This is a genomic window from Pontibacillus yanchengensis (assembly GCF_009856295.1).
GTDB lineage: Bacteria > Bacillota > Bacilli > Bacillales > BH030062 > Pontibacillus > Pontibacillus yanchengensis_A.
In genome coordinates, this window is sequence record NZ_WMEU01000002.1 from 435,716 (window position 1) to 448,753 (window position 13,038).

The window sequence follows — 13,038 nt, forward strand, 5'->3', positions numbered from 1 at the left end:
AGCGCCCAGCGACTAGCAAACTTCCTGCACCTCCTTACGTTAAGGAAAAATAGAATCGCTACCGCTATTCGTGTTTCCTTTATCTCATACGGAATCATGGGAAGTTCGATCAAAATCGGTGCGTCACGCAGCAACATCGAACTGACATACGACACAGTCTATATGTCGCCGGGCGATTGCGTCTTTATTTATAGAATACATTCATTACCAGCAGTGTTCATTAGTTGTTGGTTCATACTAAATCCTAAAAGGAGTGATTTAGTAATGAAGCCATTCACACCTAATTTGGTGTATATTGAACCAAGAGCTATGGAATACCCTCTTGCACAGGAGCTTTATCAAAAGTTTAAAGATCAAGGGATTGAAATTAGAGAAACGACTTCACATAATCAGGTACGAGGAATACCGGGGGATAACGAACTCCGACAATACGCTAATGCAAAAAACACCTTTGTAATTGGTGTACGGAAAACGTTAAAGTTTGATACATCAAAACCATCAGCAGAGTATGCAATCCCACTAGCAACAGGATGCATGGGGCACTGTCATTATTGTTACCTTCAAACAACATTAGGAAAAAAACCTTATATTCGAACATATGTGAATTTAGATGATATTTTTAATCAGGCACTAGAGTATATTGAAGAACGCGATGAACCCACTCGTTTTGAAGCAGCATGTACTTCAGATATTGTAGGAATTGATCATCTCACACATTCATTAAAGAAGACAATTGAATTCATGGGTGAGCAAGAGAAAGGTCGATTACGGTTTGTGACAAAGTATCATCATGTGGATCACCTTTTAGATGCAAAGCACAATGGACATACTCGCTTTCGATTTAGCATTAATGCAGATTATGTAATTAAAAATTTTGAACCAGGGACTTCTTCATTAGATAAACGGTTAGAAGCAGCTAGAAAGGTTGCTGATGCCGGGTATCCGTTAGGGTTTATTGTAGCTCCCATTTATTTATACGGCGATGACTGGAAACAAGGATATCATCAGTTGTTTGAAAATCTCTACAACCAGTTAAAAGGAAGTTCGGTAAATGAAGAAGATCTTACCTTTGAATTAATACAACATAGATTTACTAAGCCAGCTAAACGAGTCATTCAACAACGCTATCCAAAGTCCAAACTAGAGATGGATGAGGATGAACGGAAATACAAGTGGGGGCGATATGGTATTGGGAAATATGTGTATCCGAACGAACAACAAGAGGATATTCAAAATACGATGAAAGCTTTTATGAACGAATTTTTCCCTAAGAGTAAGCTTTCATACTTTACGTAAGAAATCTTGTCAGCATCCCTAATCTAGTGTATCATTTTAACAAGTTAGAATTTAATGGACGGCAGAATTGGAGGATTATCATGCCAACACCAAGTATGGAAGATTATATCGAACAAATATACATGCTAATTGAAGATAAAGGATATGCTCGTGTTTCAGACATCGCCGAGAACCTTCAAGTACATCCTTCATCTGTTACGAAAATGGTACAAAAACTAGATCGAGATCAATACTTAAATTATGAAAAATATAGAGGGCTAATATTAACAGCCAAAGGGAAAAAAATCGGTAAACGTCTAGTTTATCGTCATGAGTTGTTAGAGCAATTCCTCCAGATTATAGGTGTGAATAGTGAAAATATATACGAAGATGTCGAGGGAATCGAGCATCATCTAAGTTGGAATTCCATAGATCGAATTGGTGATTTGGTCCAATTCTTTGAAGGAAACCCAGAATGTATAGAACTGTTACGCAAAGTACAACAACAAAATGAAGAACAAACCGAGGAAGAATAAAAGCAGCTGGTTTACCAGCTGCTTTTTCTCGTCTAGGAAATTATAAACAGGTCGAGGCTGTGGATAACTTTACTATAGTGATGTGGCCACGTCCATATTCAGCGCCCAGCGACTAGCAAACTTCCTGCACCTCCTTACGATAAGAATCGAATCGCTATCGCTCTTCTTGTTTCCTTTATCTCATACGGAGCAGTCCAGTTTGTACCTCGCTAATCCGGGCGCTTGCGCTTATGTTCTTTGGTTACGTACATTTATTCGAGTGTTTTATTTTAACTTATAAAACAAAACAATCACTCTACAATAGACCTGCTGTCTTATTCCATATAAGAGGCAATAATCTGGAAGATTTGAATTCGAGATAAATTTGGTGATCGCACAGAAAGAGCGTGTACCCGTAGATTTAGTTAGAATAAAGGTGGCCGTGGAACGACTCGCGTCCTGCCGGCCCTACACGACGTAGGGTCGTTCGACGTTGTCACACGATGTGATGATCTTAGTCGAACCTTCCCTAATCATTCTACCTTCTGGGAAAAACACCCTCAGGGGATCTTGCCTATCTCTTTCTCCGGCGCGAGTCTCCTTGTTCCACGGCCACCTTTGCTAGTATTGGGAGGCACGGAAACATTGCGAAGTTAGAGAGGTTGAGGTATTTGACATTTAGTTCGCTGTTTAAAAAATAAAGTTTTATTTGTCCGTAAGATCTACCCAAAGAGGGTTTTTACTAAAAATAAGAGCTTATATGTCCTTTCGGGAGACATACAACATTTGGCCACGGGTCCATAGCCATTACTCGGCTTGGGGTGAAGGGGAACTGCGAGACTCCCGCGGGAGAAAGAGGTTGTGGTGAGACCCCGGAGGGAGCAAAGCGAGTGAGAAGGCTCACCAGCTCACCCGCAGGAAAGCGGGTTGCTTCACCGTAACCCCCTTCCACGTTTCAAGTATCGGACCACTCACCTTTTGAATATATCTCGAACTAAAGTCTTCAAGATAATGGGGCTATTGGGAATACTGAATAATTCATCTCAAAAATAAGAAAGTTCTAATTATCCGCACAAATGACTATAGATAATGATAAATATGTAATAGTTGCGGGGAGAGTGGCTTGTAATGAGGATTGATGGCGTATTCTCTGGTGGTGGTGTGAAAGCTATTGCATTTATTGGAGCTATAAAAGTCGTGGAAGAGAAGGGATATACATTTGAACGAGTTGCTGGAACATCAGCTGGTGCTATTATTTCAGCTTTTATTGCTGCTGGTTATACAAGTGAAGAAATTGGAGCATTATTTGAAGAATTGCAACTAGAGAGTTTTTTGGATCCTCCGATGATGGGAGATTGGTTTCCGTTTTCAAAATGGTTGTCCCTTTACTTTCGGCTGGGAATTTACAAAGGAAAAAAATTAGAAGAGTGGATATACGAGCAACTAGCCAAAAAAGGAATTTATACATTTGGTGATCTAGAAGAAGATGCACTAAAGGTAATCGCATCAGATTTAAGTTTAGGTAGAATGGTAGTTATTCCTGATGATTTAGAGCGGTTATATGGCATTTCTCCTGAGCATTTTTCAGTTGCTAAAGCTGTACGAATGAGTGCAGGGCTGCCTTACTTTTTCATACCAGATCGAATACAAGGAAAAAGTCCAATCAAAAGTGTGATAGTAGATGGTGGGTTATTAAGCAATTTCCCAATTTGGGTTTTGGCATTACCAGATGAGAGAAGAATTCGACCTATTTTAGGGATGAAGCTAAGTACATCAGTAGAATATGTGCCCCCGAAGAAATTAAACAATGCCATAGAGATGTTTCAAGCATTGTTCAGCACAATGAAGAAAGCACATGATGCGAGATATATATCGAAAGCAGAAGCCGTTGACATTATTTTTATTCCGGTTGAGGATGTAGATACAACAGACTTTAATTTATCAGAAGAACAAAAAAGGAATCTAATATCATTAGGGGAAAAACAAGCGGATGCATTTCTCCGAAAATGGACTAAATAAAAAGTGGGACCGTGTAGCGACGTACAAACTGTATGGCGCCTAGAAAACAGCAATCCAATATTGATTTATCGGGAGGGGAAGGACAGGAAGCTTGCTAGTCGCTAGGTCCAACTTTAATAACTTATAACGGCATACACAAACATTTTTCCTACAATGCAAAAAAGATCGAGCACTCTTTATAGAGATGCTCGATCTTTCTTTTTATTCTTGCTACCTTCAATAACTCGAAGCTGTGGTCCGTCTTTTCTTGATTTTGAGGGCTTAGATTTAGGTGCTACTTTATTTTTTATGGTAGAAGGTTTCATTTTACTTGCAATGCTAGAGCTAGAAGAGTTCGTGTTACCATATTTTTGTTTAGATTGACGAACGGCTTTGCGGTAACGTTTCATTTCATTCGATTGTCCACCATTACGTCTGGAAAAGATGAAATATACTATACCTATCACTAGCGCTGCAACACCTGCAGTCATAATTATTTGAGTTAGAAAGCTTTGGGTATCTGTGATCAACTTAAAGCCCATACCGATTATAGCCAGCGTAATAATGGCATAAGTAAGAGGTTTCGCAATATTTCGAAACAATAGGTTTTCCTCCCTTCAGCAATCCATTCAGATTATGAAATGACCTTACTACCTTGTATACCACTTTTTGAAGCGTTTTTATCATTTTCTAAAACTTTTTTAAAAGAGTGAATCGCAACTTCCACTTGCTCATCTTTAGGTTCTTTGGTAGTAAGTAATTGAAGCCAAAGCCCAGGATAACCAAGCACGCGTAAAAATGGAATGTTGCGAACTTTATTGGTAAGTTGGAGCACTTCAAACGATATGCCAATAACAAAAGGTAATAGTAAAATACGATTTACCATTCTCCACCAAAGTGGTTCTGTTTCAATAAATGGCAATAAATAAACAAGAATACCAACAAAAACGGTGAATAATATAAAACTCGAACCACAACGATAATGTAATCTTGAATTCTTTTGTATGTCTTCTACCGTAAGCTTATCGCCATTTTCATACGCATTAATCACTTTGTGTTCAGCACCATGGTATTGAAACACTCGTTTAATTAATGGCGTTAGCGAGATAAGGTAGATATATACAAGAAGGAAAATAAACTTAATGAAACCTTCTAAAAGAACCTGGCCAGTTTCTCCTGGAACAATTCCTCGAAAGAATTCTGCAATCAATGCTGGGGTTAAGGTGAATATTAACTTCCCAAATATAAAAGATAATACGCCTACTGCACCTACACCAATAATCATTGCTAGTTTTGATGTTTCTTCTTCTTTTTGAATTGATTCATCGTCTTCGGGGTCTACATCATATCGTTCTGTCGAAAAGTTTAAGTGCTTTGTACCATTAGCACTTGCTTGAACTAGAGCGACTAACCCTCGTATAAATGGTATTTTCTTTAATCGTTTAGATAGTTTAGAGTCTTTCCGTTCTGTTTCAAAATATTCAATGGAGTTATCATTTCGTCGAATTGCTGTGACATAACCAGATTTACCTGCAAACATGACACCTTCAACAACAGCCTGACCTCCGTATGCTGGTTGGTTTTGTTCACTCATATATCCACCATCCCTAGATGTTTCGTCGTTTCTTCTATTTTACTAGAAAATGGAGCTCACCTCTAGTCCTCTCCGCAAAAAGCATGGATTTTATATTTTTGGGTCATCCTAGGTTATGGAGGTGTATGAAGTGGAACAAGAGCAAAAACAAGTTCAAAATGAGGAATTAGAACAAAATAAAACCGAAAAACCTGTATCATCTTTGTCGAAAGCATTAATTACTGGATTTGTTGGAGGGCTTCTATGGAGTTTTGTTGGAGTCGTAACGTATTTCTTTAATTTCAGTTCGGTATCTGCTGCTTCTTTTATTATACGTTCATGGATTCAAACAGATTGGACTGGTAGTTGGATTGGTGAATTTCTAGGTATGGTTGCAATTGGACTACTATCATTAGGAGTAGCGGTGATCTATTATGGACTTTTACGTAAAACACATGGGTTATTTCCCCCTATCCTTTTTGGTGTAGCACTTTGGTTCATCGTCATGTACTTATTTAATCCTATATTTGCAACTGTACCTACAGTATATGAAATGGATAGCAACACCATTGTAACTACCCTATGTATTTATATTTTATATGGAACTTTTATCGGGTATTCCATTTCTTATGATTATGAGCAGTTTGAACATGGTGCTAGCTAAATCATTATCACATTAATGCTGATTGTGTTATCCTTAAAAAGTGTCGGAAAAATTTCCCCAAAATCCATACAGGGAGAGGAATTATGAAAGAATTGTTATTGTTAAATGGCCCCAACTTGAACCTTTTAGGTGAAAGGGAGCCTGGAGTTTATGGTTCAGTAACCCTTCAAGATATTGAACGTCAGGTTCAAGATGTTTGTAAACACGAGGGATGGCAAGTAAAATCCTTTCAATCAAATCATGAGGGAGAATTAGTAGATGCCATTCACGAAGCGAGACATTCTTCAAAAGGTATTATTTTTAATCCAGGTGCATACACCCACACGAGTGTTGCCTTAAGAGATGCTATTTCGGGTGTGAATGTGCCTATGATTGAAGTTCATATCTCTAATGTACATAAAAGAGAATCGTTTCGTCATACATCCCTTTTATCGCCAGTAGCATGGGGACAGATTGTAGGCTTGGGTCCACTAGGATATCAATTAGCCGCCAAGGCATTTATTGACCATTTTAAGGAGGACGCAGATGATGGAGAAGTTAAGTAAAGTAAGGAAGAGATTAGGCGAAGAGAATGTAGATGGTATTCTTATTACAAATGATAAAAATCGTCGTTATATGACTGGATTTACAGGTACAGCTGGGGTCTTATTAATTACACTAGAGAGCGCCCTTTTTATTACTGATTTTCGCTATGTAGAGCAAGCTCAAAAAGAAGCGATAGGGTTTGAAGTGATTAAGCATACCACCCCAATCCAAGAAGAGATATCAGCGCAGGTTGAAAGGTTAGGAATTAAGAGACTTGGGTTTGAAAAACAACATATGACTTATGGTATATATGAAGACTATCACAAGGTCATAAATGCAGAATTGGTACCTACATCTGGTATTGTTGAAAAATTACGCTTGATTAAGAATGAAGATGAGATTAAGATATTAAAGGAAGCAGCTGAAATAGCTGATGCAGCCTATGAACATATTCTTACGTACATAAAACCTGGTGTGAAGGAAATAGATGTATCAAATGAACTAGAATTCTTTATGAGGAAGAAGGGTGCAACCTCTTCATCATTTGATATTATAGTTGCTTCGGGCTATCGATCAGCCTTGCCACATGGCGTAGCATCTGATAAAGTCATTCAATCAGGGGAGCTTGTCACGCTCGATTTTGGTGCTCTTTATAAAGGCTACTGTTCTGATATTACCCGTACAGTTGCTGTGGGTGAGATTAGTAATGAATTAAAAGAAATATACGACACTGTTTTACAGGCTCAATTACGTGGAATGGATGGATTGAAAGCTGGTATTACTGCAAAAGATGCAGATGATCTTACGCGAGATTATATTAAAGAAAAAGGGTATGGTGACTATTTTGGTCACTCCACAGGTCATGGCATCGGGTTAGATGTTCATGAAGGACCTGGTCTCTCATTTAGATCAAAAGAAACATTACTACCGGGAATGGTTGTTACAGTTGAGCCTGGTATCTATGTTCCAAATGTTGGAGGTTGTCGAATAGAAGATGACACAGTTGTTACAGAAAACGGTAATGAACGCCTATCCACTTCTACCAAAGAGCTTATTTATCTATAAAATTTTCTCAAAAAGAATAGTGATATCGTAATGATTACCGAAAAAACTTCATCCATCCGTTAAAGATGGAAAGAACTGAACTTGCTTAAGGAGGATATCGAATGATTTCAGTAAACGATTTTAAAACAGGATTAACTGTTGAAGTTGATAATGGGATTTGGCAGGTTATTGATTTTCAGCACGTAAAACCTGGTAAAGGTGCAGCATTTGTCCGTTCAAAACTACGTAATTTACGTACTGGTGCAATTCAAGAGAAAACCTTCCGTGCCGGTGAAAAAGTAAACAAAGCACATATCGAAAACAGTAAGGTTCAATACCTATATTCAGCTGATGATGTTCATACATTTATGGATAATGACACATTTGAACAAGTAGAATTACGGTCAAGTCAAATCGAAAATGAACTAAACTACTTGAAAGAGAATATGGAATTAAACATCCAATTCTATCAAGGAGAAAACATTGGAGTAGAATTACCAAATAATGTGGAATTAGTTGTTTCTGAAACAGAACCAGGTATTAAAGGTGATACTGCTAGTGGTGGTACAAAGCCAGCAACACTTGAAACAGGTCTAATTGTACAAGTACCTTTCTTCATAAATGAAGGAGACAAATTGGTTATTAGCACTGCAGATGGAAAATATGTATCTCGCTCAAATAAATAAGATTTATCTCACAAGAGTCAGGCAAATATGCCTGGCTCTTTTTTTGTGTTAACAGAAATAGTTCACCTTATTAAAAGAGGATTATGGATTGAAATAGACTTACGAGACTTCGCTTATTTTAGGTCATAAATTGGTCAAGCTGGCATAAATTACAGTAAAAGCATGTAATAGAAATGTGAGGGTTAAGAATGGATGAAATCCTAAGAATTATACCTCCTCAAATTCAAGAAAAACTTCGGCATCTCACTATACAAGAATGGTCTGAGCTTCAAGAAATTCGTTTGCGTATCGGAAGGCCGATAGAGCTTATATTTTCAGGGCGTCAACAGATAGTTAGTGGTGTCATTCCTAGTGAGCATGACAGTCAATATGTAATTAATCAACTTGGGGATTATTCTATTTATCGCTTAGAGGATGAACTACGTGAAGGTTATATAACCATAGCTGGTGGTCATAGGGTAGGGCTAGCTGGAAAGGTGAACACAGAGAAAGGTTTAGTAAAAGCTATACGACATATTTCATCCTTTAATATTCGAATCGCTAGGGAAAAAATAGGTGTGGCCAATGAAGTAGTAGATAGCCTTTATGAAGGGGGTTATCGGAACACGCTCCTGATTGGCCCACCGCAAACTGGTAAAACCACATTATTAAGAGACATGGCTCGAATAATCAGTGAGGGGTCTCTAGCCTTACCTTCTAAAAAGGTTGGAATTATTGATGAACGATCCGAGATAGCAGGTAGTTTACATGGAGTGCCGCAACATCAACTAGGTTGGCGAACGGATGTCATGGATGCTTGTCCAAAAGCTGAGGGTATGATGATGATGATTCGGTCGATGTCACCAGAGGTCCTTATTGTGGATGAGATTGGAAGTGAAGAAGATGTTAAAGCATTAATGGAGGCTATTTATGCGGGAGTAACCATCATTTCTACAGTGCACGGTGATAGCTATGATTCTGTTAAACACCGTCCATCTTTGCGCCCTTTATTCCAGAATAATGTATTTGAACGCTATATTGTACTAAATGATTGGAGCCAAAGTGGTTTCACGCGCACGCTCTTAAATCATCAAGGGCAACGAATTCCAACGAAAAAGAGGTGCAATGCAAATGAAATGGATCGGAGCACTTCTCCTACTGTGCGCTACAACGTGGGGAGGGTTTGAGTTTGCAAGACGTTTAAATGAGCGTCCTAAGCAGATTCGACAATTAAAAAATGCATTACAAGTACTTGAGGCAGAAATACTCTATGGGCAGTCACCTGTTATTGAAGCTTGTGAAAAAGTAGCAAGGCAGGTTCCAACTCCTCTAGCGTGGTTCTTCGAAGAATTTAGTGCATCTCTTAAACAAAGTAGTTCCTCTTTGTATGACGTTTGGGAAGATCGCCTGGATCGTTATTGGTCTATTAGTGCATTAGGAGAGGGCGAAAAAGAAATTATGAAGCAATTCGGTCAAACATTAGGCCAGCATGATTTTGCGGGACAACAAAAGCACATTCGACTTGCACTTTCACATTTAGAAAGAGAGTTACAAGAAGCACAAGAACAACAACAACGATATAGCAAAATGGTAAAAAGCCTAGGGTTTTTATCTGGATTGCTGATTATATTGCTTTTTATTTAATGGGTAGAGAAAGGGGATCGAAGCATGCTTGGGGATGCGTACATTTTATTTCAGATAGCAGGTATTGGCATCGTTATTGCCATGATTCATACCGTCTTAAAGCAAATGGGGAAGGAAGATATAGCCCAATGGGCGACACTAGTAGGATTTATTATCGTTTTGTTTATTGTGATGGATAATCTTTCGGATTTATTTCAGCAAATTAAATCAGTCTTTTTATTTCAGTAGCAGGATGGTGAGTATATGGGAATATTTCAAATCGTTGCATTTGCCATTGTAGCTAGCCTGTTAACCATTATTCTTAAAGAGCAAAAAGGCTCTGTTGCATTTTTTATCATCCTATTCACTGGTATTGTTATTTTTCTAATTCTCATCCAACAAATCGCGCAGGTTTTTTCGTTACTTGAATATATAGCTCAAAAAGCAAATGTGAATGGAATGTATGTTGAAACCATACTCAAGATTATTGGTATTGCTTATATAGCAGAATTCGGAGCTCAGATTACTCGAGATGCTGGTTTAGGAAGCGTAGCATCTAAAATTGAGCTAGCTGGAAAAGTGTTTATTTTAGTGTTAGCTGTTCCAATATTAACAGCAGTTATTGAAACAATTCTAGGCTTTATACCTGCCTAGGAATTGTAGGGAGGGAGTTTTCCAGAAAGGCATGAGACAAACATTCAAAGTATTGATTGTGCTCCTTTTTGTATTTCCATTCATAATCGTTCCTGATTTACTTACTCATGCTCAGACATCTGGATCAGAATGGACAAGTAGTGATCTTAGTCGTATCACCTTTACAGAGATCCAAGGTTACTGGACGAAAGTTGTTGATGAATATGGCGGCTATTTGCCTGAGATTCGTAAAGGTACGTTTATGGAATTCATGCAACATCGAGAGTCCATCTCTATAAAGGATTGGACATTTGGATTACTGAAGTACCTCTTCTACGAATTCATTATGAATGGTAAATTGCTTGGAACGCTTTTGTTTCTCACGCTCTTTTGTATGCTTCTTCAATCTTTGCAAAATGCTTTTGAAAACCAAGCAGTTAGTAAAGTAGCTTATGCCATTGTTTATTTAGTGTTAATTGCATTGGCTTTAAATAGCTTTCATCTTGCAGTGTCCTATGCTAAAGAAGCAATTGAATTGATGAGTAGCTTCATGATTGCCTTATTACCACTAATGTTAGGGTTAATGGCTACATTTGGTAATTTAATAGCTGTATCCTTCTTTCATCCAGTTATCATATTTTTAATCCATGCAAGCGGCTTATTAATTTCTAACATTGTCCTGCCATTATTTTTCCTGTCAGCATTATTAACCATTGTTAGCACGATAAATGATCAATATAAAGTAACGCAACTAGCTCAATTATTACGAAATGCTGGGTTAGGTATTATGGGGGTATTTCTAACTGTTTTCTTGGGTGTGATCTCTGTTCAAGGTGCTGCATCTGCAATACAAGATGGTGTAGCGATGAAAACAGCAAAATTCGTAACAGGTAATTTTGTACCGGTAGTTGGTCGAATGTTTACAGATGCGACAGATACAGTACTAAGTGCTTCATTATTACTCAAAAATACTGTCGGAATCGTTGGGGTCATCATTATTTTAGGACTGGCTTTATTTCCAGCTATTAAAGTCTTGGCAGTAGCTTTGATATACAAACTAGCAGCTGCGGTTCTTCAACCAATTGGCGGTGGTCCAGTTATTACCTCAATGGAGATTATTAGTAAACATATATTATATGTCTTTGCTGCCTTACTCGTAGTCACATTTATGTTTTTCCTGGCAATCGTCATCTTAGTAGCATCCAGTAATCTGACCATGATGATTCGATGAGGAGGGATTAAATGGAGTTTATTACAGAGTGGGTTACCCAGATTATACTTTTTTTGTTACTTGCCTTTATAACAGATTTGATTCTTCCAACCTCATCATTAAGAAAATACATCAAATTAGTAGTAGGTCTATTATTGATTCTTGTTTTTTTACAACCTGTATTTCAATTGTTTGAGGTAGATGTAAACCGCTTATTTTCACAAGAAATGAAGAATTGGGAGAACCAATCAGAGGTTGAAAATATGGAAAATTTAATTGATATAAAGAAAAAAGAAATACAAGCCTCACAACGTGCATATATTTTAGAACAGATGGCTGTCCAATTAGAAAATTCGGCGAAGGAGGAGCTGATGGATGAACATGAAGTAGAAATTCTAAACTTTTCCTTCCAATTCTCTGAAGATGAACAAGATCTTAACTTAGAATCTTTGGAACAACTCACTGTGGTGGTGTCAGATAAAAAGAGCGAGAAGCACCAAGATGAAGTTGGAGATGTTGAGGATATAGAGATTAATTTTGCTAATCAAACTAAAAAAGAGTCAAACTCCAACCAATCAGATACTGTGAAGAAATTTCTCTCTACTGTCTGGCAAATACCTATAGATAAAATCAATATACAGTGGGAAGGAGGGGTTCAATGAAAAAAGGTCCATTTAAATCTATAACTTCTTTGCTTAAATTAAAATCTGAAGACGGCAAGAAGCCAACTAAAATGGCTTATGTCATATTGATTGCGTTATTTGGACTTCTGATTTTGATTGTTAGTGACATGTTTTCAAGTGGCGAAACCCAAAATCAGCAACCTACCAATCTACCAGAATCAACTTCTTCACCTACAGAACAAGAACAAGAAACATTTCTTCAAAAAGATAAAGAACCTACTGAATCAATCATGTCTGAAGCTGAAGCCTACTATGAAAAAGAGTTAGAAAAGTTATTGAATAGCGTAAAGGGAGTTTCTGAAGTTGATGTAATGGTGAATCTTGAATCAACAGAAGCAAAAATCTATGAAAAAAATAAAACCGTTACTCAACAAACCACCGAAGAAACAGATAAGAATGGTGGTGAACGAACGATAGATGATTCTTCTGAAGACAGTCAAGTCGTTCTCACAAGAAGAGGGGATCAGGAGGTTCCATTACTTGTCCGTACTCAAAAGCCGAAGGTAAGAGGAGTTTTGGTTGTAGCAAAAGGAGCAGATCACATGCAAGTACAACAATGGATTGTAGAGGCAGTATCTAGAAGTTTGGATGTACCAACGCATCGTATTTCGGTAATGCCGAAAAAATAAG

Annotated in this window: 16 protein-coding genes; 14 read left to right on the top strand and 2 right to left on the bottom strand. The window is 37.8% G+C overall.

Annotated elements, in window-relative coordinates; all coding sequences use genetic code 11:
* The first annotated feature begins 264 nt into the window (after positions 1-264).
* The 3 genes from splB (at position 265) to GLW08_RS09360 (ending at position 3,809) form a co-directional block, all read left to right on the top strand.
* On the top strand, positions 265-1,296 hold the full coding sequence (splB, locus tag GLW08_RS09350; RefSeq protein ID WP_160848359.1) for a spore photoproduct lyase: 1,032 nt from the start codon (positions 265-267) through the stop codon (positions 1,294-1,296).
* Between the two features lie 80 nt (positions 1,297-1,376).
* Positions 1,377-1,811: a transcriptional regulator MntR gene (mntR, locus tag GLW08_RS09355; RefSeq protein WP_160848360.1), complete on the top strand. Its 435-nt coding sequence runs from the start codon at positions 1,377-1,379 to the stop codon at positions 1,809-1,811.
* 1,107 nt (positions 1,812-2,918) lie between these two features.
* Positions 2,919-3,809 (top strand): patatin-like phospholipase family protein, encoded by an 891-nt coding sequence (locus GLW08_RS09360; RefSeq protein WP_160848361.1) that lies wholly within the window; start codon positions 2,919-2,921, stop codon positions 3,807-3,809.
* Between the two features lie 176 nt (positions 3,810-3,985).
* Here GLW08_RS09360 and GLW08_RS09365 read toward each other — a convergent pair whose 3' ends face one another.
* Both GLW08_RS09365 and GLW08_RS09370 read right to left on the bottom strand, forming a co-directional pair.
* A complete protein-coding gene (locus tag GLW08_RS09365; protein WP_237458379.1) occupies positions 3,986-4,390 on the bottom strand; it encodes an SA1362 family protein in 405 nt (134 codons plus the stop codon).
* Between the two features lie 32 nt (positions 4,391-4,422).
* On the bottom strand, positions 4,423-5,382 hold the full coding sequence (locus GLW08_RS09370; RefSeq protein WP_160848362.1) for a DUF1385 domain-containing protein: 960 nt from the start codon (positions 5,380-5,382) through the stop codon (positions 4,423-4,425).
* A gap of 130 nt (positions 5,383-5,512) precedes the next feature.
* Between GLW08_RS09370 and GLW08_RS09375 the strand changes: the two genes are divergently transcribed.
* The 11 genes from GLW08_RS09375 (at position 5,513) to spoIIIAG (ending at position 13,037) form a co-directional block, all read left to right on the top strand.
* A complete protein-coding gene (locus GLW08_RS09375; RefSeq protein WP_337193921.1) occupies positions 5,513-6,025 on the top strand; it encodes a YqhR family membrane protein in 513 nt (170 codons plus the stop codon).
* Positions 6,026-6,108: 83 nt separating this feature from the next.
* A complete protein-coding gene (gene aroQ, locus GLW08_RS09380) occupies positions 6,109-6,570 on the top strand; it encodes a type II 3-dehydroquinate dehydratase (RefSeq protein WP_160848364.1) in 462 nt (153 codons plus the stop codon).
* Positions 6,554-7,615: a M24 family metallopeptidase gene (locus tag GLW08_RS09385; protein WP_160848515.1), complete on the top strand. Its 1,062-nt coding sequence runs from the start codon at positions 6,554-6,556 to the stop codon at positions 7,613-7,615. The genes aroQ and GLW08_RS09385 overlap by 17 nt, the downstream gene beginning before the upstream one ends.
* A gap of 101 nt (positions 7,616-7,716) precedes the next feature.
* A complete protein-coding gene (efp, locus tag GLW08_RS09390; protein WP_160848365.1) occupies positions 7,717-8,280 on the top strand; it encodes an elongation factor P in 564 nt (187 codons plus the stop codon).
* A gap of 188 nt (positions 8,281-8,468) precedes the next feature.
* Positions 8,469-9,446 (top strand): stage III sporulation protein AA, encoded by a 978-nt coding sequence (gene spoIIIAA / locus GLW08_RS09395; protein WP_160848366.1) that lies wholly within the window; start codon positions 8,469-8,471, stop codon positions 9,444-9,446.
* Positions 9,391-9,903 (top strand): stage III sporulation protein SpoIIIAB, encoded by a 513-nt coding sequence (spoIIIAB, locus tag GLW08_RS09400; protein ID WP_160848367.1) that lies wholly within the window; start codon positions 9,391-9,393, stop codon positions 9,901-9,903. Before spoIIIAA ends, spoIIIAB begins: the two co-directional genes overlap by 56 nt.
* 24 nt (positions 9,904-9,927) lie before the next feature.
* Positions 9,928-10,131, top strand: a complete 204-nt coding sequence (gene spoIIIAC / locus GLW08_RS09405; protein WP_036818664.1) for a stage III sporulation protein AC — start codon at positions 9,928-9,930, stop codon at positions 10,129-10,131.
* Positions 10,132-10,146: 15 nt separating this feature from the next.
* A complete protein-coding gene (gene spoIIIAD, locus GLW08_RS09410) occupies positions 10,147-10,536 on the top strand; it encodes a stage III sporulation protein AD (protein WP_160848368.1) in 390 nt (129 codons plus the stop codon).
* A 31-nt stretch (positions 10,537-10,567) separates the two neighbouring features.
* A complete protein-coding gene (gene spoIIIAE, locus GLW08_RS09415) occupies positions 10,568-11,746 on the top strand; it encodes a stage III sporulation protein AE (protein WP_160848369.1) in 1,179 nt (392 codons plus the stop codon).
* Between the two features lie 11 nt (positions 11,747-11,757).
* Positions 11,758-12,387 carry a stage III sporulation protein AF gene (gene spoIIIAF, locus GLW08_RS09420; protein WP_160848370.1) on the top strand — a complete coding sequence of 210 codons (630 nt, stop codon included), beginning with the start codon at positions 11,758-11,760 and terminating at the stop codon, positions 12,385-12,387.
* Positions 12,384-13,037 (top strand): stage III sporulation protein AG, encoded by a 654-nt coding sequence (spoIIIAG, locus tag GLW08_RS09425; RefSeq protein WP_160848371.1) that lies wholly within the window; start codon positions 12,384-12,386, stop codon positions 13,035-13,037. The genes spoIIIAF and spoIIIAG overlap by 4 nt, the downstream gene beginning before the upstream one ends.
* The last annotated feature ends 1 nt before the right edge of the window (position 13,038 follow it).